This is a genomic window from Actinomadura nitritigenes (genome assembly GCF_017573545.1).
GTDB classification, from domain to species: Bacteria; Actinomycetota; Actinomycetes; order Streptosporangiales; family Streptosporangiaceae; genus Spirillospora; species Spirillospora nitritigenes.
In genome coordinates this window covers 1-18056 of record NZ_JAGEOK010000071.1, presented here as the reverse complement: position 1 = coordinate 18056, position 18056 = coordinate 1, and the positions used below count along the sequence as shown (strand labels likewise).

Below are 18056 nucleotides of genomic sequence, written 5' to 3'. Positions count from 1 at the left end.
CGACTCGGACGTCTACGCCAGGATGGTCCGCGCGCGCGGCTCGGCGCTCTATCGGTACTACCGCGTAGAGGCCGCCAACCACGTCGACGGCCTCTACGACACCTACCCCGACAGGCTCCGGCCGCTGGAGCCGAACCCGCCGCAGTGCGCGACGACCCGGTCGTCGTCGCCGGCGCGGCCGGCGAGGATGTCGCGCAGGAAGTCGGCGCGGTACTTGCTCTCCACCGCCGCGACGGCCTGCTGCTTGGTCACCACGAGCGCCGCGACGGTCGCGGCCCGCTCCAGGATGCCGAGGTCGGATCCGCGCAGCGTGCCCGCCGGGCTGAACGCGATGATCCGGCCGTGGTCGAAGCCGCCCGCGACGACCGGGACCACCAGGTGGTCGCCGGTGCCGTGCGCGCCGATGATGCCGCAGCCGCCGCGCCCGCAGGCCGCGTGCCGGCCCGCCTCGAAGCCCCGCATCGCCTGGACGTGCTCGTCGGGGCCCGCGCCGGCGAGCACCCGCTGCTCGCCGTCCAGCACCACGACCGCCACGTCCAGCAGCGTCGCCACCTCGTCGACGACCTCCTGCAGGCCGCCGCCGCACAGCACGATCTGCACCAGCGCCCGGTGCACCTCCTCGGTGCGCGCGAGGACGGCCGCCTGCCGGTTCAGGATGTCGGTGAGGACCTGGTTGAGGATGTCGTCGAAGCCGACGTCGTTGGGGAGCAGGATGAGCGGGAAGCCGCGCCGGTCCGCCTGGGCGATCATCTCGGCGGGCAGCGAGTCCAGGTAGCGGCCGAGCTTGATGGCCAGGGCCGCGAGGCCGCGCTCGTCCAGGTCGGCGACCAGGTTGTCCAGCGACTGCGGGGTGTTGCGGAGGGGGTAGCCGGTGGTCAGCAGCAGCTCGTGGGGCTTGACCCACGACAGGATGTCGGGGACCTCCATCACGTTGAGCCGCTGCACGACCCGGTCGAGTCCGGACCGTCCCGCGATGAGGCGGGCGCCGTTCAGGGTGCTGGCGCCGAGGACCTCGCCGACGGACAGGCCGTAGGTCAGTGTTCCGGTGCTCGCGAGCCGGAGGGCCGGTGGGCCCGGGTCCGCGCTGGTGTAACTCATGCCAGGGGTCACCTCGCCTTTTGGTGCGTACATCGCCGCGTGTGGCGTGATCGCTACCGGTTCCTGATCAACACTGACAACAAAGACGAACGATGACAACCATCCTTGGCAGCTTTCCCCATACGTCCGCGCGGAGGCCCGTTCTACCGTCTCAGCGGAGGCCGGGCCGCCCGCGATCCGGGCGGCAGCCGACGCCGGCCTCGGGAGGATCCGTGACCGCACTCGTCCGCGACCCGATCCCGCTCCCGGCCCGTCCCGGACGGCGGCCGCCCGCCGCCGGCGCGGCGAGCCTGGCGCTGCGGCCGCTGCTCGACCCGCCGCGCCGCGCCGCCCGGGTCATCGCGGTGTTCCCGTCCGCGCTGTACCTGGAGACCCGCGGGGGCCCCGAGCCGCGCGTGCTGGCCGTCGTGACCTGCGACGCGGTCCGGCTGCCGAACGCGGTCGTGATCGCCGCCGAGCGCCGCGACCAGCCGTTCCGGTCCGTCCGGGAGGGCGAGGAGGCGACGGTCGGCGACGGCCGCGTGGAGGCGGGGGCGCTGCGCGTCCGGGTGCGCCGCTGGTGGGACCCGACGCCCGCGCTCGGCCCGATCCAGCCCGCCGCGCTGGCCCGCGGCGTCGCCGTCCTGGAGGACGCGTTCGTCGCCGCCGGGATGGCGGGCGGCGGGCTCGCCGGGCACCCCGACCCGCTGGCGCTCGCCGAGTGCTGCGCCGCGGGCGACCTCGCGGGCGCCGTCGAGGCCGCCGAGCGGATCGTCGGCCTCGGCCCCGGGCTGACGCCGAGCGGCGACGACATCCTGTGCGGGCTGCTGGTGTCGCTGCGGCTGGTCGGCGGCGCCGTCGCCGCCCCTGCCCTCCGAGGGGGGACGGCCCCCCGCGCCCCCCGGGGCGCCTTCGGAGCCGACCCCGACGGCGGCACCGCGGTGTGGCTGGCCGACTGGCTCGGTGCGGCCGTCACCGCGGACGCCGGGACCCGTACGACCGCCCTCGCCGCGACGCTGCTGCACTGCGCGGCGGAGGGCGGCGCGGGCGGTGAGATCGCCGCGGTGCTGCGCTGCGTCGCCGGGCACGAGCCGCCGTCCGCGGCCGTCCGCCGGCTGCTGGCGATCGGCCACACCTCCGGCACGGACCTGGCGTGGGGGGTCCTCGCGGGCTGCCGCGCCACCCTCGCCCTCGCCTCCCCGGGCCACCGCCGTCCGGCGGAGGAGCACACGGCATGAGCGTTCCGGACGGGGGCCCCGGCGCGGGCGCGCCGGGCGGGCGCGGAGCGGCATGAGCGCCGACTGGGTCGAGGTGCGGCGGGGGGCCTACCGCGATTCGGTCACCCTGATGCGGGTGAGCCGCCTGCTGGCGGAGCGGCCTGACGTGGTGTCGGCGATGACGGCGATGGGCACGGAGCCGAACCTGGAACTGCTCGCGCGGATGGGGTTCGCGGTTCCGGCGGACGCCGGACCTGCGGACCTGGTCGTCGCGGTCCGGACGATGGGCGGGGCCCTCGACGGGGCGCGGGAGGCGCTGGACGCCCTGCTGCGGGAGGCCGCGCACGTCCCGGACGGCGGCGGGATGCTGGGCGCGCCGCCCGCCCCGCGGACGACGGCGTCCGCCGCGGCGCGCGGCGAGGCGTCGGTCGCGCTGGTGTCGGTGCCGGGGCCGCACGTGTTCCCGGAGGCGATGGACGCGCTCGACGCCGGCCTCAACGTGATGATCTTCAGTGACAACGTGCCGGTCGCACAGGAGATCGCGCTGAAGGAGGCGGCGGCGCGGCGCGGGCTGATCGTCATGGGGCCGGACTGCGGGACGGCCGTCGTCGGCGGCGCCGGGCTCGGGTTCGCGAACGCGGTGCGGCCGGGGCCGGTCGGCGTCGTGGCGGCGTCCGGGACGGGCGCGCAGCAGGTGATGTGCCTGCTGGACGCGGCGGGCACCGGGGTCCGGCACGTCCTCGGGGTCGGCGGGCGGGACCTGTCGCCGGAGGTCAGCGGCCGGTCGGCGCTGGCGGCGCTGGCCGCGCTGGACGCCGACCCGGGCACCGAGCTGATCGTGCTGGTGTCCAAGCCGCCGGCGCCGCAGGTCGCGGACCTGATCCGGGAGGCGGCGCGGCGGCTGGACACGCCGGTGGTGTTCGCGCTGCCGGCGCCCGGCGAGGACGACCTGACGCGGGCGGTGGAGAAGGCGCTGAGGGCGCTCGGCGCGGCCGTCCCGCGGTGGCCGTGCTGGGCCGCGCCGCGGGCCGCGCGGGTGCCCGCCGGGCGGTCGCTGCGCGGGCTGTTCGCCGGCGGGACGCTCCGCGACGAGGCGGAGGTGATCGCGCGCGACGCGCTCGGCTGGGACCTGGAGGCGCGCGGGCACCGGTTCACCGACTTCGGCGACGACGCCTACACCCGGGGCCGCGCCCATCCGATGATCGACCCGACGCTGCGGCTGGAGGCCCTCGCGCGGGAGGCGGCGGACGCCGCGTGCGGCGTGCTGCTCCTGGACGTGGTGCTCGGCCACGGCGCCGAACCGGACCCGGCCGCGTCGCTGGCGCCGGTCCTCGCCGCCGCGCTGCGCGACCGTCCGGATCTCGCCGCGGTGGTGTCGCTGTGCGGGACGCCCGCCGACCCGCAGGGCCGCGACCGGCAGGCGGAGGCGCTGCGGGAGGCGGGCGCGGAGGTGTTCGCCTCGAACGCGGAGGCGGCGCGGCACGCGGTCGCGCTGCTGGAGGGGGTGCCCGGATGACGGACGCGCGGCCGCCGCTCGGCGGGCTGCTCACGCGGGACCCGCGGGTCGTCGCGGCGGGCGTGGACGTCCTCGCGGACGCGCTGGCCGACCAGGCCGTCCCGGTCGAGCGGGTCGACTGGCGGCCCCCGCCGCCGGGGACGGCCGCGGCGCTGGCGGCGGTGCTCGGCCGCCCCGGGCACGCGGACGCGAACGCCGAGGCGGTGCGGCGGATGACGACCGCGCGCCCGCACCTGGTGGACGTCCGCCCGGCGAGCGACGTGCTCGGCCTGGAGAAGGGAACGTTCCTGCACGCGGGACCGCCGCTGGAGTGGGACCGGGCGTCCGGGCCGATGCGCGGCGCGCTGATCGGCGCGATGATGCTGGAGGGCCTCGCGGAGACGCCGCGCGGCGCCGAGCGGGAGCTGGAGCGCGGCGCCGCCGTCCTGGAGCCGTGCCACCGCCACGGCGCGGTCGGCCCGATGGCGGGCGTGGTCTCCCCGTCGATGTGGATGCTGGTCGTGGAGGACGCCGAGCACGGCGGCACCGCGTGCTGCTCGCTGAACGAGGGCCTCGGGAAGGTGCTGCGGTACGGGGCCTACGGGCCGGAGGTGATCGAGCGGCTCGCCTGGATGGGCGAGGTGCTCGGCCCGGCGCTGCGGGCGGCCGTCCGGCGGCACGGCCCCCTCGACCTGATGGCGGTCATCGCGCAGGCGCTGCAGATGGGCGACGAGCTGCACAACCGGAACCGGGCGGCGACGTCGCTGCTGCTGCGGGAGCTGGCGCCGGACCTCGCCGCCGCCGAGGAGGTGCCGCGCGACCGGGCCGCCGAGGTGCTCCGGTTCGCCGCCGGGAACGACCACTTCTTCCTGAACGCGGGGATGGCGGCGGCGAAGGCGTGCGCGGACGCGGCGCGCGACGTCGCCGGGTCGAGCATGGTCGTCGCGATGTCGCGCAACGGCACCGACTTCGGCATCCAGGTGTCGGGGACCGGCGACCGCTGGTTCACCGGCCCGGCCGGGGTGCCGGACGGGCTGTACCTCGGCGGGTACGGCCCGGACGACGCCAACCCCGACATCGGCGACTCGGCGATCACCGAGACGGCCGGGACGGGCGGGTTCGCGCTGGCGGCCGCGCCGGCGATCGTCCGGTTCGTCGGCGGCGAGGTGCCGGACGCGGTGGCCGCCACGCAGCGGATGTACGAGATCACCCTCGCCGAGCATCCGGTGCTGCAGATCCCGCTGCTGTCGTTCCGCGGCACCCCCGCCGGGATCGACGTGACGCGGGTCGTGCGGACCGGGATCCTGCCCGTCATCGACACCGGGATCGCCGGGCGGGAGGCCGGGACCGGCCAGGTCGGCGCGGGGATCGTCGAACCGCCGTCGAACGTGTTCACCGCGGCCCTGCACGCCCTCGCGGAGATCGCGTAGCGGGTCCGGCAGGGGGTAGCGTCCGGGGCATGACCGAGTCGATCACCGGAGAGCAGTACGCCATCGGCGCCGGGCCCTACCGGGCCGTCATCACCGAGTCGGGCGCGAGCCTGCGCGAGCTGACGCACGACGGGCGGCCGCTGGTGCTGTCGCACGGCGCCGACGAGCCGGCCCCGGCCGCGTTCGGGCACCTGCTGATCCCGTGGCCGAACCGCGTCGACCGCGGCCGCTACGAGTACGGCGGCACCGCCCACCAGCTGGACGTGTCCGAGCCCGACCTGGACTGCGCGATCCACGGGCTCGTCCGGTGGGCGGCGTGGCGGGTCGCCGAGCACACCGCGGACCGGGTCCGGCTGACGCACCGGCTGCTCGCCACCGGCGGGTACCCGTTCCGGCTCGACCTGGAGGTCGAGTACGGCCTGGACGCCGCGGACGGGCTGCGCGTCCGGCTGACGGCCGCCAACACCGGCGCCCGGACGGCGCCGTACGGGCACGGCGCCCACCCCTACCTCACGGTCGGCGTGCCGATCGACGAGTGCACGGTGACGCTGCACGCCGACCGGTACATCCCGGTGAACGAGCGGATGATCCCGGTCGGCGGGGACGCCGACGTCACGGGCACCGACCACGACCTGCGCGACGGGCCGCTGCTCGGCGCCCGGAAGATCGACAACGCGTTCGCGGGGGTGCACCGCGACGGGGACGGGCTGGCCTGGGTGACGCTCAGCGGCAACGGCCGGACCGTCTGGCTGTGGGCCGACGACGCGCACCCCTGGATGGAGATCTACACCGCCGACAACGCCCCGGACCCGCGGGAGGGCCTCGGTGTCGAGCCGATGACCTGCCCGCCCAACGCGTTCGCGTCGGGCGAGGGCCTCGTCGACCTCGAGCCGGGCGAGCGCTTCACCGGCACCTGGGGCATCCAGGAAGTCCGCTGAGTCGCGGCGGGTCGCCGTCAGGGCCGCGGCCGTGACGGCGACCCCCCGCGAGGGAACGCGGGCTCGTCAGGGGCGGGGGGCCGTGGTCACCGCGTCCTCGGCGGCCTTCTCGGCCGGGGCCTTCGGCGCGGGGGCGCTGCCGCGCAGCGGGACCTCCTTGATGAACCACGCGACGACGAACGCGATCGCCGCGAGGACCGTCCCGCCGATGGCGATGCCGTGCACGCCGCTCGTCACGCCCGACTCGAAGGCGTTGCGGACCGTCTCCGGGAGCTTCTTCAGCATCTCCGGGGTGACGTGCTGGCCGCCGGAGGCGAGCTTGTGCGCGACGTCCGGCGGGAGCCTGCGCACCAGCTCGTCCTCGAACCGGTTGTTGTAGATGGAGCCGAGGAGCGCGACGCCCAGCGAGCCGCCGACGGTGCGGAACAGGGTGACCGACCCGCTGGCCGAGCCCATGTCGCGCAGCTCGACGCTGTTCTGGGTGACCAGCATCGTGTTCTGCATGATCAGGCCCATCCCGAGGCCGACGCCCATGGTCAGGAACGAGCTGGTGAGCGTGCTCGTGTCGACCTTCAGCATCAGCAGGAGCAGCATCCCGCCGGTCAGCACCGCGCCGCCGATGATCGGGAAGTGCCGGTAGCGGCCGGTGCGGGTGATGAGCTGGCCGCTGATCAGCATCATCGCGAGCATGCCGAACATGAGCGGGAGCAGCAGCAGGCCGCTCGTGGTGGGGCTCGCGCCCTGGACGGTCTGCATGTAGAGCGGCAGGTAGTTCACCGCGCCGAACATCGCGGCGCCGACCATGAAGCTGAGGATCTGCGCGGCGGTGAAGTTGCGGCTGCGGAACAGCCGCGGCGGCAGGATCGGCTCGGGGACCTTCGTCTCGGCGAACACGAAGACCGCGAGCGCGACGACGCCGACGACGGCGAGCGCGATGATCCGCGCGGAGCCCCACGGGTACTGGGAGCCGCCCCAGCTCGCGACCAGCGTCACGCACACGATCCCGACGGTCAGCAGGGTCGCGCCGACGTAGTCGATGCGGGCCTTGATGCGGGCGGTGTGCAGCCGCATCCCGAACGCGATGACCAGCAGCGCGATCGCGCCGATCGGGACGTTGACGTAGAACGCCCAGCGCCAGCTGAGGTGGTCGGTGAGGAAGCCGCCGAGCAGCGGCCCGCCGACGAACGCGACCGGCATCATCGCGCCGATCAGCCCCTGGAAGCGGCCCCGCTCGCGGGGCGGCACCAGGTCGCCGATGATCGACATGGCGCCGACCATCAGGCCGCCGGCGCCGAGGCCCTGCAGCGCGCGGAAGCCGATCAGCTCGCCCATGTTCTGCGCCAGCCCGGACAGCATGGACCCGACGAGGAAGACCACGATCGAGGTCATGAACATGCCCTTGCGGCCGTACAGGTCGCCGAGCTTGCCCCAGATGGGCGTGGCGGCGGCGGTGGCGAGCGTGTACGCCGTCACCACCCACGACAGGTGCTCCAGCCCGCCGAGGTCGCCGACGATCGTGGGCAGCGCGGTGCCGACGATCAGGTTGTCGAGCATCGCCAGGAACATCCCGAGCATCAGCCCGAAGATGGCGATGTAGATCTGCCGGGTGGTGAGCGCCGGGCGCTCGGCCGTCCCGTGTTCGGTCATGGTCACCTTCCCCTGAGGTCCCGCGACACGGGAACCCACTTACTTGCCGCCCGGCTAGTTATAGTAGCCCTAATCCGGAGGAACCGGTCCGGTCTCCGGCCGGAACGGGCGCCTCCTGACAATCGCCCGGATCTTGGGGGATCATGGCGGGGTGAACCTCAGCGTCTCCTCGTTCGACGACCTGTCCGCACGCGTCGCCGCCGTCCGCGACGAGCACCGCGAGCGCTTCCCGGGCGGCGCCGACGGCCGCCAGCCGGTGCACACGGTCTACGTCCCGGCCGACCGGTTCTCCCGCTCGACGCCCGCCGACTTCGGCGCGGAGGCGCTGCGCCTGCTGAACACCCACACCCCCGGCGCCGGGTCGTTCGGCGCCGCGTTCGGGCTCGACCCGGAACTGGCCGGCCCGGTCCGCGAGCGGGTCGCCGCCAAGCTCGCCCGCGAGCCGATCGAGGACGTGCGGATCGACTTCGAGGACGGCTACGGGGTGCGCTCCGACGACGAGGAGGACGCGCACGTCACCCAGGTCGTCGAGGCCGTCGCCGCCGCCTACCAGGTCAAGGGGCTGCCGCACTACTGGGGCGTGCGGGTCAAGTCGTTCGCCGACGGCGGCCACGACCGCGCGATGCGCACCCTCGACGGGTTCCTCACCGCGCTGCGCGACCGGCTGGGCCGGCTGCCCGGCGGGTTCACCATCACCTTCCCCAAGGTCGTCGCGGCCGACCACGTCGCGCTGTTCGTCGAGTACCTCGACCGGCTGGAGACCGCGCTCGGCCTGCCGTCCGGCATCCTGCGCTTCGAGGTGCAGGTGGAGACCACCGAGGCGATCTTCACCCCGGACGGCCGGATCGCGCTGCCCGGCATCGCGGCCGCCGCCGGCGGCCGGCTCACCGCCGCGCACTTCGGCGTGTTCGACTACACCGCCGCGCTCGGCCTGCCGCCCGAGGAGCAGCGCCTCGACCATCCCGCCTGCGACTTCGCGCGGCACGTCATGCAGGTCGCGTTCGCCGGGACGGGCGTCCGGCTGTCGGACGGCTCGTCCAACGTGATCCCGCGCAACGACGGCCCGGACGAGGTCAACGCGACCTGGCAGGCGCACGCGGCGCAGGTCGGGCACTCCCTGCGGCACGGCTTCTACCAGGGCTGGGACCTGCACCCCGCGCACCTGCCGAGCCGCTACGCCGCCGTGTACGCCTTCCACCTGACCGGCGCGGACGAGGTGATCGGCCGGGTCCGCGCCTGGCACGAGCAGGCCGCGGCGGGCGGGGTGCTGGACGAGCCCGCCACGATCCGCGCGCTCACCGACCGCCTCCGCCGCGCCGTCGACTGCGGCGCCCTCGACGAGAGCGTCCTGCCCGCGTCCTAGGCCCCGCGCCCTCGACCGCCCTCATGGCCGGTGCGGGCCGGTGCGCCAGATGGGGCCGACGGCGTTGAGCACGGCGCCGAGCTGCTCCTCCTCGTAGGCGAAGTGCGCGTCCAGCTCGGCGGCGATCCGGTCGAGTTCCGCGCGCACACGGCCGGGGTCGGCGGAGCCGAGGTCGTCCACCAGGGCCTGGAGCTCCTTGCGGGCGCCGGTCACCTCGACGTGCTCGCGGCGCAGCCGCTCGATGACCGGCGCCAGGCCGGGGAACTGCGCCTCCAGGCGCGGGAACGCGCGGCCCTCCTCGTTGTCGTGGTGCTCGCCGAGCACGTCGCACACCGACACGCAGTGCTCGCGCAGCCGCCTCCGCAGGTCGGGGACGGGGGCGGGACGCCCGTCGAGCACCGCGGCCACGTCCCCGCGCAGGCCGGCGAGCTGCGCGCGCAGGTCGTCGTGGATCCGCACCAGCTCGTCGCCGAGCGCCCACGCCCGCCCGTCCAGGCGGGCGCGGTGCAGGGCGACGACCGGGATGGGGCGGGACGTCTTGCGCTGGTACTCGGCGTAGGCGGGGACGAGATCGCCCTGCCGCGCGTACAGCCGGTCGCGCTCCTCCCCCTCGACCGGGAGGGCGACGCCCTCGAAGGTCTCCGTCCCGACCTCGACCGTGACGCGGGGGTCGGCGCGGACGTTGCGGTACCAGTCCGGGTCGCGGTCGGCGCCGGCGTTTGACGCGAACACCAGCAGCCGGTCGCCGTCCGCCAGGTAACCGAGGGGCGTGGTGCGCCGCCTGCCCGTCCTGGCGCCGGTGGCGGTCAGCAGCAGCAGGTCGGCGCCGGCGAACGGGCCGCCGACCGTCCCGCCGTTCGCCCGGAACTCCTCGATGATCGCGCTGTTCCCGTCGCTCACGAGCCGATCTCCTATCCTGGACGCACGGAACGAGACTTTGCTTTGCAAGCAAAGTCTTTTATAAAGCAAAGCTATTTTGGACGCAGAGGCATGTCAACCGAAGAGAGCGCGGGACCGGGCGTCGACGACGGCATCCGGACGATGCTGCTGCTGATGCCGCGGCTGGTGTCGGCGGCCAAGCGGATCCGGGTGCCGGACGAACTGGCGGCGTTCGACCTGGCGCCGCGCCACCTGTCGCTGCTGGCCTACCTGCTGTTCGACGGCCCGATGGGCGTCAACGAGCTGGCCGCGCGGCTGGAGGTCGCGCCCGCCACGGTCAGCCTCATGGTCGGCGACCTCAGCCGGCAGGGCATCCTGGAGCGCCGCGAGGACCCCGCCGACCGGCGCCGCACCATCGTCAGCGTCGCGGACGCGCACCTGCCCGCCATCAACGGCTGGCTCGGTCAGGGCGCGGGCGCGTGGCGCACCGCGCTGGAACCGCTCACCCCCGCGCAGCGCCGCCTGTTCATCGACACGCTGCTGGCCTACGAGCGCGCCGTCACCGAAGCCCGCTCCCGCTGACGTCGCCGGTGAAGGCCGCGAGGTCTTCGGGGGTGTCGATGTCGTCGGGGGACGCGACGTCGTCGCAGGGGACGCGGGTCACCAGGTCGGGATGGGCGCGCAGGAAGCCGCGCGCGCCCGTGTCCCCGACCGCCGCCTCGGCGGCGGCGGCGAAGTGCTCGGCCCGCAGCAGGACGGGGTTGCGCGGCGCACCGCCGTACGTCGCCACGGCGATCTCGGCCCCCGCGTCGTAGGCCGCGACGAGCAGGGCGACCGCGGCGGCGGTGACCCGCGGCTGGTCGACGAGCGCGACGACCGCGGCGGGGCAGCCGGGCGGCAGCGCGGCGAGCCCGGCGCGCAGCGATGAGCCCATGCCGTCCCGCCAGTCCGGGTTCGGGACCACCACCGCGCCGATCACCTCGACCTGCGCGGCGCCCGCCACCACCAGCACCGGGGCGCAGCCGCCGTCCCGCAGCGTCCGGACGCCCCGGTCGACGAGGCGCTCCCCCTCCAGCTCCACCAGCGCCTTCGGACGGCCGAGGCGGCTTCCCCCGCCCGCGGCCAGCAGCAGGCCGGCCGGGGGCTCCGCGCCGTGCCGGCTCAACTCCTTCGCGGTCATCCGCCGAGGGTAGCCCGCGGATCAGCCGCCCGCGTGGATCCTGCCGCTGGTGTCGGTGAGCGGCCGCCCCGACCCGCCCCAGCGCAGCTGCACCAGCTCCGCCGCGATCGACACCGCGGTCTCCTCCGGCGTCCGCGCGCCGAGGTCCAGGCCGATCGGCGAGCGCAGCCGCCCCAGCTCCGCGTCGGTGACGCCCGCCTCGCGCAGCCGGGCGAGCCGGTCGTCGTGGGTGCGCCGCGACCCCATCGCTCCGACGTACCCGGCGCGCGTCCGCAGCGCCACCTCCAGCAGCGGGACGTCGAACTTCGGGTCGTGGGTGAGGACGGCGATCGCGGTCCGCTCGTCGATCGCGCCGCCGGACTCCTCCAGGTACTTGTGCGGCCACTTCACCACGACCTCGTCGGCGTCCGGGAACCGCTTGGGCGTCGCGAACACCGGCCGCGCGTCGCAGACCGTCACGTGGTAGCCGAGGAACTTGCCGACCCGCGCCACCGCCGCCGCGAAGTCGATCGCGCCGAACACCAGCAGCCGGGGCGGCGGCGCGAACGAATGGACGAACACCGCCAGGTCGTCCAGCCGCCGCTCCCCCTCGCGGCCGTAGTGCCGCTGCCCGGTGAGGCCCTGCGCCAGCATTCCCCGCGCGTCGTCGTCGACCGCCGCGTCCAGCCGCGCCGCGTGCGGCTCCCCCGGCGCGAGCGAGCCCGACGCCCGGTCCCGCCAGACGACGCGGCGCGCGCCGATCCGCCCCGGGCCGGAGACGACCGTCGCGACGGCCACCGGCTCGCGCGCCGCGATCGCCGCGGCGACGTCCGCGAACTCCGGGAACGTCGCGGGGCTCACCGGCTCGACCAGCACGTCCAGGATCCCGCCGCAGGTCAGCCCGACCGCGAACGCGTCGTCGTCGGTCACCCCGTACCGCTGGACGACCGGCTCCCCGCTCTCCATCACCGACCGCGCCAGCTCGTAGACGGCGCCCTCGACGCAGCCGCCCGACACGCTGCCGGCGACCTCGCCGCCCGCCGACACCGCCATCGCGGCGCCCGCCGGGCGCGGCGCACTGCGGAAGGTGTTCACCACCGTCGCCAGCCCGAACGTCTCCCCCGCCGCGTACCAGCCGGCGATGTCATCCAGCACGTCGCGCATGCGCCCGTCCCCTTCCGGTGTCGGCGATCAGCCCCGCCAGCTCCTCCAGGGCGGCGAGGCTGTGGCCGGAGGTGAAGTCGTCGACGTGCGGCAGCGCCGCCGCCATCCCGGCGGTGAGCGGCTCGTACCCGGGCCGCGCCTTGTGCGGGTTCGCCCAGATCACCCGGTGCGCGAGCCGCCGCAGCCGGGCCGTCTGCTCGCCGAGCAGCGCCGCGTCGCCGCGCTCCCAGCCGTCGGAGGCGATCACCACGACCGCGCCGCGCGCCAGGCCGCGCTGCCCGAACCGGTCGAGGAACTCCTTCAGCTCCTCGCCGAGCCGGGTGCCGCCGCTCCAGTCCGGGATCGCGGCGGACGCCGCCGCCATCGCCGCGTCCGCGTCCCGGTGCCGCAGCTCCCGGGTGAGCCGGGTCAGCCGCGTGCCGGCGCTGAACACCTCCACGTCCCGGCCGCCCGAGCGGACCGCGGCGTGCGCGAACCGCAGCAGCGCGTCCGCGTACGGGCTCATCGACCCGCTGACGTCCACCAGCAGCACGACGCGGCGCGGGCGGGTGCGGTGCGCCCGGTGCCGCAGCAGGGACGTCTCGCCGCCGCGGCGCAGCGTCTCCCGGACGGTCCGGGCCGGGTCGAGGCGGCCCGCCGGCGCCGGCGCGAACCGGCGCGACCGGCGCCGCTCGGCGCCCGCGTCCAGCACCGCGATCAGCCGCGCGACCTCGGCGCGCTCGGCGGCGGTGAGCCGCGCCACGTCCCGGTCCCGCAGCACCTCGACGGCGCTGGCGGTCGCCGCCTTCAGTTCGCCGTCGTCCTCGCCGCCGGCGTCGCCGGCCGGCTCGGCGACCGTCGTGCGGCGCACCACCACGGGCGGCGGGCGGCGCGCCGGGCGCGCCGTCGCTCCGGAGAAGTACGCGGCGAAGCAGCGGTCATAGCGGGCGAGGTCGTCGGGGCCGGCGCACAGCGTGAGCCGTCCCGCCCAGTACACCTCGGACGGGTCGAGGACGTCGAGGTGGCCGAGCGCGGCGAGCATCGCCTGGACCCGCTCCGGGTCGGCGGCGCCGCCGGCGGCGCGCAGCGTCCTGGCGAACCCGACCATCGTCTCGGTGACGTCCCGCACCGCCCGCTCACCCCCCGTTCAGCAGGGCGTCGAGCCCGCCGGCGAGCACGCGCTGCTGGTCCTCGCGGTACTTGAGCACGGCGCCGAGCGTCACCGCGGCGGTGCCGGGGTCCAGGTCGCGGACGCCGAGCGCGACCAGCGCCTCGGTCCAGTCCAGGGACTCCGCGACGCCCGGGGGCTTGAGCAGGTCCCGGGTGCGCAGCCGCTGCGCCGCGCCCGCGACCTGCCCGGCCAGCCGCTCGGCCGCGGCGGGCAGCCGCCGCCGGATGATGGCGACCTCGCGGTCGAACGACGGGTGCTCCAGCCAGTGGTACAGGCAGCGCCGCTTCAGCGCGTCGTGCACCTCGCGGGTCCGGTTGGACGTCACGACGACGACCGGCGGGCGCTCGGCCCGGATCGTGCCGAGCTCGGGGACGGTGATGGTGAAGTCGCTGAGCACCTCGAGCAGGAACGCCTCGAACTCGTCGTCGGCGCGGTCCAGCTCGTCGACGAGCAGCACGCTCGGCGCGGTCTCCAGCGCGCGCAGCAGCGGCCGGGCCAGCAGGAACCGCCGGTCGTACAGCTCGCCTTCGAGCCGCGCGACGTCGCCGACCCCGGCGGCCTCGGCGGCCCGCAGGTGCAGGAGCTGGCGCGGGAAGTCCCAGTCGTAGAGCGCCTGCGAGGCGTCGAGGCCCTCGTAGCACTGCAGGCGGATCAGCGGTGCGCCGAGCGCCGTCGCGAGGGTCTTGGCCAGCTCGGTCTTGCCGACCCCGGCCTCGCCCTCCAGGAAGAGCGGGCGGCCCATCCGCAGCGCGAGGAAGCACGCGGTGGCGAGGCCCTCGTCGCACAGGTAGGCGTGCCGGTCCAGCAGGCTCGCGAGGTCCGCGGGCGAGGCGACCTCGTCCGCTGCCGTCGGCGCCGTCTCCGCCATGACTGCCAGGCTACCCAGCGGGGCGTCCGAGTCCCAGACGTCCGCATCCCCCGTTTTCGGCGCATTTCCATGTTAAAGCTGTAGGGAAAGTTGACTTTTAGGCGGCCGATCAGCAGCATCGAGCACATGCGAACCGGTGACACCCCCCACCACCCCCGGCCCGGCCCCGGCGGCGACCTGACCGACGAGGCGACCTACGAGCGCGTGCGCACGGCCCAGGCCGCGTCGTCCGGGCATGCGCTGTCGCGGCGCGGCATGCTGCGGCTGTCCGCCGGCGCGGGCCTCGGCGCCGCCCTCGGAACGGCCGCCGCCTCGCGGCCCGCGTTCGCCGCGACCGCCACCGCGACGGCCACGGCCCCCGCCACCGGGATCGTCAAGCCGCTGCCGCCCGAGCTGTTCATCCCGCAGGGCACCAACGCGGAGATGCGCTGGGAGGCCATGCGCGGCCAGGGCCTTCTCACGCCCGTGGACCGGTTCTTCGTCCGCAACCACGTCGCCACCCCGCGCATCGACGCGCGCACCTGGCGCCTCAAGCTCTGGGGCACCGGCCTGCGCGGCGCCCCGCCCGAGTCGCGCCCCGTCGAGTTCTCCTACGAGGACCTCCTCGGCATGCGCGCCGAGACCATCACCTCGTTCATCGAGTGCACCGGCAACGGGCGCGGCTTCTACGCCTCCCAGCAGGGCCAGGAGGTGTCCGGCACCCCATGGAGGCTCGGCGCGGTCGGCGTCGCCCGCTGGCGGGGCGTGCCGCTTGCGGCCGTCCTCGAACGCGCGGGTGTCACCCCTGAGGCTGTGGACATCCTCCCCCGCGGACTGGACGCTGACTTCGTGGACAAAGGCGAGAACCTCGGCCGGGTGAGGCGCCCCCTGCCCGTCGCCAAGGCGCTCAAGGACGTCCTGCTCGCCTACGAGATGAACGGCGCGCCGCTGCCGCCCGACCACGGCTTCCCCGTCCGGCTGGTCGTCCCGTCCTGGGTGGGCGTCGCCAGCATCAAGTGGGTCGGCGACATCCAGGTCGCCGACGAACCGCTCTTCTCCCCCTGGAACACCCGCTACTACCGGCTCTTCGGCCCCGGGTACCCGCCCGAGGGCAGCGCGCCGCTCACCCGCATGAACGTCAAGTCGGCGTTCGAGCTGCCGTGGGACGCGCCGCTGCCCGCCCGCCCCCAGGTCCTGCACGGACGGTCCTGGTCCGGCACCGGGCGCGTCCGGAAGGTCGAGGTCAGCGCGGACGGCGGACGCACCTGGCGGCACGCCCGCCTGCGCGACCGGCACGCCGACGCGCGCGGCTGGGTCCGCTGGGAGTTCCCGTGGCGGCCGGACGGCCCCGGACGCCACGAGCTGCTCGCCCGCGCGACCGACGACACCGGCGCGTCCCAGCCGTCCACCGCGCCCTACAACACGCTCGGCTACCTGTTCGGCGCCGCCGTCCGCCACCCGGTCACCGTCTCCTGAAGGGACCCTCCATGGCACTGTGGAAGCCAGACCCGACCTTCTACGCCTCGCCGCGCGACGCGGTGTCGGCGCCGCCGGAGAAGCTGGCCTACGTCGCCGCGTTCGACCGCGCGGCCGAGAAGCCGGACGCGATCGCCGTGCTCGACGTCGACCCCGGCTCGGCGTCCTACGGCGACGTCGTCGGCTGGACGGAGCTGCCGTACCTCGGCGACGAGCTGCACCATTTCGGGTGGAACGCGTGCAGCAGCGCCCTGTGCCCGTACGCGCCGCACCCGCACGTGGAGCGCCGCTACCTGATCGTGCCGGGGCTGCGGTCGTCGCGCGTCTACGTCATCGACACGAAGGACAAGCCGACGTCGCCGGAGATCGTGAAGGTGCTGGAGGCGGACGAGCTGGCGAAACGCGCCGGGTACTCGCGGCCCCACACCGTCCACTGCGGACCCGAGGGGCTGTACCTGACCGCGCTCGGCGGCGCCAACGGGGAGGACGGGCCGGGCGGGATCGCGCTGCTCGACCACACCTCGTTCGACGTCCTCGGCCGCTGGGAGGTCGACCGCGGCCCGCAATACTTCGCCTACGACGCCTGGTGGCACATCGCGCACGACGTGCTCATCACCTCCGAGTGGGGCACCCCGTCCATGATCGAGGACGGCGTCGTCGGGGAGCTGCTGCTCGGCCGCAAGTACGGGCACTCGCTGCACTTCTGGGACCTGCGCAAGCGCCGCCACGTCCAGGAGGTCGACCTCGGCGACGAGCACCAGATGGTGCTGGAGCTGCGGCCCGCGCACGACCCGACGAAGCAGTACGGCTTCGCCGGCGTCGTCGTCAGCGTCGAGGACCTGTCGGCGTCGGTGTGGCTGTGGCACCGCGACGGCGACCGGTGGGCCGCGACGAAGGTCATCACCATCCCCGCCGAACCCGCCGAACCCGCCGAACCCGCCGAACCCGCCGAACCCGCCGAACCCGGCCTGCCCCCGGTCATCGCGCCGTTCGGCGCCGTCCCGCCGCTGGTCACCGACATCGACCTGTCGGTGGACGACCAGTGGCTGTACGTGTCGTGCTGGGGCACCGGCGAGCTGAAGCGCTACGACGTCAGCGACCCGTTCCACCCCGTCGAGGCGGGCTCGGTGCGCCTCGGCGGCATCGTCCGCCGCGCCCCGCACCCGGCCGCGCCGGACCTGCCGCTCGCCGGCGGCCCGCAGATGGTCGAGGTCAGCCGCGACGGCAAGCGCGTCTACGTCACCAACTCGCTCTACGGTTCCTGGGACGACCAGTTCTACCCCGACGGCGTCGGCGCCTGGATGGCCAAGCTCGACTCCACCGCCGACGGGTTCGCCCTCGACGAGCGGTTCTTCCCGCACGGCGACGCGTTCCGGGGCCGGCGCCCCCACCAGACGCGGCTGCAGGGCGGCGACGCCTCGTCCGACTCCTACTGCTACCCGTAGCGGTGAAGGACGGTTCGCTCGCCGCGCTCGTCGCGATGGGCGCCTTCCACGGCCTCAACCCGGCGATGGGCTGGCTGTTCGCCGTGGCCCGCGGCCTCCAGGAGCGCAGCAGGGCCCTCGTCCTGCAGTCGCTCCCGGCGATCGCCGCGGGCCACGCCGCGTCCGTCGGGGCCGTCGCGGTCCTCGTCGCGCTGACCCGGTCGGTCGTGGCGACCCAGGCGGTCGCGATCGGCGGCGGGATCGTGCTGGTCGGGTTCGGGATGTGGCGGCTGCTGTCGCGGCGGCACTTCCGCTGGGTCGGCATGCGGATCTCGCTGTGGCAGCTCGCCGCCTGGTCGTTCCTGATGTCGTCGGCGCACGGCGCGGGCCTGATGCTGCTGCCCGTGCTCACCGCGTCCGGGACGGTCCCCACCGGCCACCACCACGGCCTCGCGTCGGCGTCCGGGAACGCCGTGTCCGCCGCGATCTTCGTGACCGGCGTGCACACGCTGGCGATGCTGGCGGTCGCGGGGACCATCGCCGTCGCCGTCTACGAGATCGTGGGGCTGGCGATCCTCCGCCGCGCCTGGTTCAACCTGGACCGCGTGTGGGCCGCCGCCCTCATCACCGCCGGCGCCGTCACGCTCGTGACCGCCCTCTAGATGTACTCGGTCATGAGGTTGGTGACAGGCGGCTGATGGGTGGGTGACCGCCGAGTGCGGTGTGTGGGCGTTGGGTGTTGTAGTACTCCAGCCAGGGTGCCAGGCGGTGGGTGCGTTGGGTGTTGCTG

General features: G+C 75.2%; 16 protein-coding genes and 1 pseudogene. 9 read left to right on the top strand and 8 right to left on the bottom strand.

Annotated elements, in window-relative coordinates; translation table 11 throughout:
- Positions 1 to 129: 129 nt before the first annotated feature.
- A pseudogene (locus tag J4557_RS48205) lies at positions 130 to 1098 on the bottom strand (PucR family transcriptional regulator ligand-binding domain-containing protein); the annotation flags it as partial.
- Between the two features lie 212 nt (positions 1099 to 1310).
- Between J4557_RS48205 and J4557_RS52110 the strand changes: the two are divergent.
- From J4557_RS52110 to J4557_RS48185, 4 genes are read left to right on the top strand one after another with little or no spacing between them, the layout of a single operon-like run.
- Positions 1311 to 2315 (top strand): oxamate carbamoyltransferase subunit AllH family protein, encoded by a 1005-nt coding sequence (locus tag J4557_RS52110; protein WP_307800628.1) that lies wholly within the window; start codon positions 1311 to 1313, stop codon positions 2313 to 2315.
- Between the two features lie 52 nt (positions 2316 to 2367).
- Positions 2368 to 3810 (top strand): AllF/FdrA family protein, encoded by a 1443-nt coding sequence (locus tag J4557_RS48195; protein WP_208274610.1) that lies wholly within the window; start codon positions 2368 to 2370, stop codon positions 3808 to 3810.
- A complete protein-coding gene (locus J4557_RS48190) occupies positions 3807 to 5219 on the top strand; it encodes a YlbE family protein (protein ID WP_208274608.1) in 1413 nt (470 codons plus the stop codon). The genes J4557_RS48195 and J4557_RS48190 overlap by 4 nt, the downstream gene beginning before the upstream one ends.
- Before the next feature lie 29 nt (positions 5220 to 5248).
- Positions 5249 to 6157 carry an aldose 1-epimerase family protein gene (locus tag J4557_RS48185; protein ID WP_208274606.1) on the top strand — a complete coding sequence of 303 codons (909 nt, stop codon included), beginning with the start codon at positions 5249 to 5251 and terminating at the stop codon, positions 6155 to 6157.
- A gap of 66 nt (positions 6158 to 6223) precedes the next feature.
- Here J4557_RS48185 and J4557_RS48180 read toward each other — a convergent pair whose 3' ends face one another.
- A complete protein-coding gene (locus J4557_RS48180) occupies positions 6224 to 7804 on the bottom strand; it encodes an MDR family MFS transporter (RefSeq protein ID WP_208274605.1) in 1581 nt (526 codons plus the stop codon).
- 151 nt (positions 7805 to 7955) lie between these two features.
- Between J4557_RS48180 and J4557_RS48175 the strand changes: the two genes are divergently transcribed.
- Positions 7956 to 9167, top strand: a complete 1212-nt coding sequence (locus J4557_RS48175; RefSeq protein ID WP_208274604.1) for a DUF6986 family protein — start codon at positions 7956 to 7958, stop codon at positions 9165 to 9167.
- A gap of 21 nt (positions 9168 to 9188) precedes the next feature.
- Here J4557_RS48175 and J4557_RS48170 read toward each other — a convergent pair whose 3' ends face one another.
- Entirely contained in the window at positions 9189 to 10067 is an 879-nt protein-coding gene (locus J4557_RS48170; protein WP_307800627.1) for a nitroreductase/quinone reductase family protein, read from the bottom strand.
- A 90-nt stretch (positions 10068 to 10157) separates the two neighbouring features.
- Here J4557_RS48170 and J4557_RS48165 point away from each other — a divergent pair, with 90 nt between their 5' ends.
- Positions 10158 to 10628 (top strand): MarR family winged helix-turn-helix transcriptional regulator, encoded by a 471-nt coding sequence (locus J4557_RS48165; RefSeq protein ID WP_208274603.1) that lies wholly within the window; start codon positions 10158 to 10160, stop codon positions 10626 to 10628.
- Here the strand turns inward: J4557_RS48165 and J4557_RS48160 are convergent.
- The 4 genes from J4557_RS48160 to J4557_RS48145 are packed head-to-tail and all read right to left on the bottom strand — an operon-like array spanning position 10606 to position 14387.
- The gene (locus J4557_RS48160; RefSeq protein WP_208274602.1) at positions 10606 to 11226 is read right to left on the bottom strand and encodes a nucleotidyltransferase family protein; all 621 of its coding nucleotides are present in this window, start codon (positions 11224 to 11226) and stop codon (positions 10606 to 10608) included. The genes J4557_RS48165 and J4557_RS48160 overlap by 23 nt on opposite strands.
- A 21-nt stretch (positions 11227 to 11247) precedes the next feature.
- Positions 11248 to 12369 (bottom strand): XdhC family protein, encoded by a 1122-nt coding sequence (locus J4557_RS48155; RefSeq protein WP_208274601.1) that lies wholly within the window; start codon positions 12367 to 12369, stop codon positions 11248 to 11250.
- Positions 12350 to 13477, bottom strand: coding sequence for a vWA domain-containing protein (locus tag J4557_RS48150; protein WP_307800626.1), 1128 nt, complete (start codon positions 13475 to 13477; stop codon positions 12350 to 12352). The genes J4557_RS48155 and J4557_RS48150 overlap by 20 nt, the downstream gene beginning before the upstream one ends.
- A gap of 7 nt (positions 13478 to 13484) precedes the next feature.
- Positions 13485 to 14387, bottom strand: coding sequence for an AAA family ATPase (locus J4557_RS48145; protein WP_208274599.1), 903 nt, complete (start codon positions 14385 to 14387; stop codon positions 13485 to 13487).
- A 126-nt stretch (positions 14388 to 14513) separates the two neighbouring features.
- Here J4557_RS48145 and J4557_RS48140 point away from each other — a divergent pair, with 126 nt between their 5' ends.
- Genes J4557_RS48140 through J4557_RS48130 form a run of 3 tightly spaced genes read left to right on the top strand, consistent with a single transcriptional unit; the run spans position 14514 to position 17928 of the window.
- Positions 14514 to 15842: a sulfite oxidase gene (locus J4557_RS48140; protein ID WP_208274597.1), complete on the top strand. Its 1329-nt coding sequence runs from the start codon at positions 14514 to 14516 to the stop codon at positions 15840 to 15842.
- An 11-nt stretch (positions 15843 to 15853) separates the two neighbouring features.
- A complete protein-coding gene (locus tag J4557_RS48135) occupies positions 15854 to 17287 on the top strand; it encodes a selenium-binding protein SBP56-related protein (protein WP_208274595.1) in 1434 nt (477 codons plus the stop codon).
- Between the two features lie 2 nt (positions 17288 to 17289).
- Positions 17290 to 17928 (top strand): hypothetical protein, encoded by a 639-nt coding sequence (locus J4557_RS48130; RefSeq protein WP_208274593.1) that lies wholly within the window; start codon positions 17290 to 17292, stop codon positions 17926 to 17928.
- Positions 17929 to 17938: 10 nt separating this feature from the next.
- Here the strand turns inward: J4557_RS48130 and J4557_RS48125 are convergent.
- On the bottom strand, positions 17939 to 18056 hold a 118-nt coding region (locus J4557_RS48125; protein WP_208268587.1), incomplete at its 5' end, for an integrase core domain-containing protein.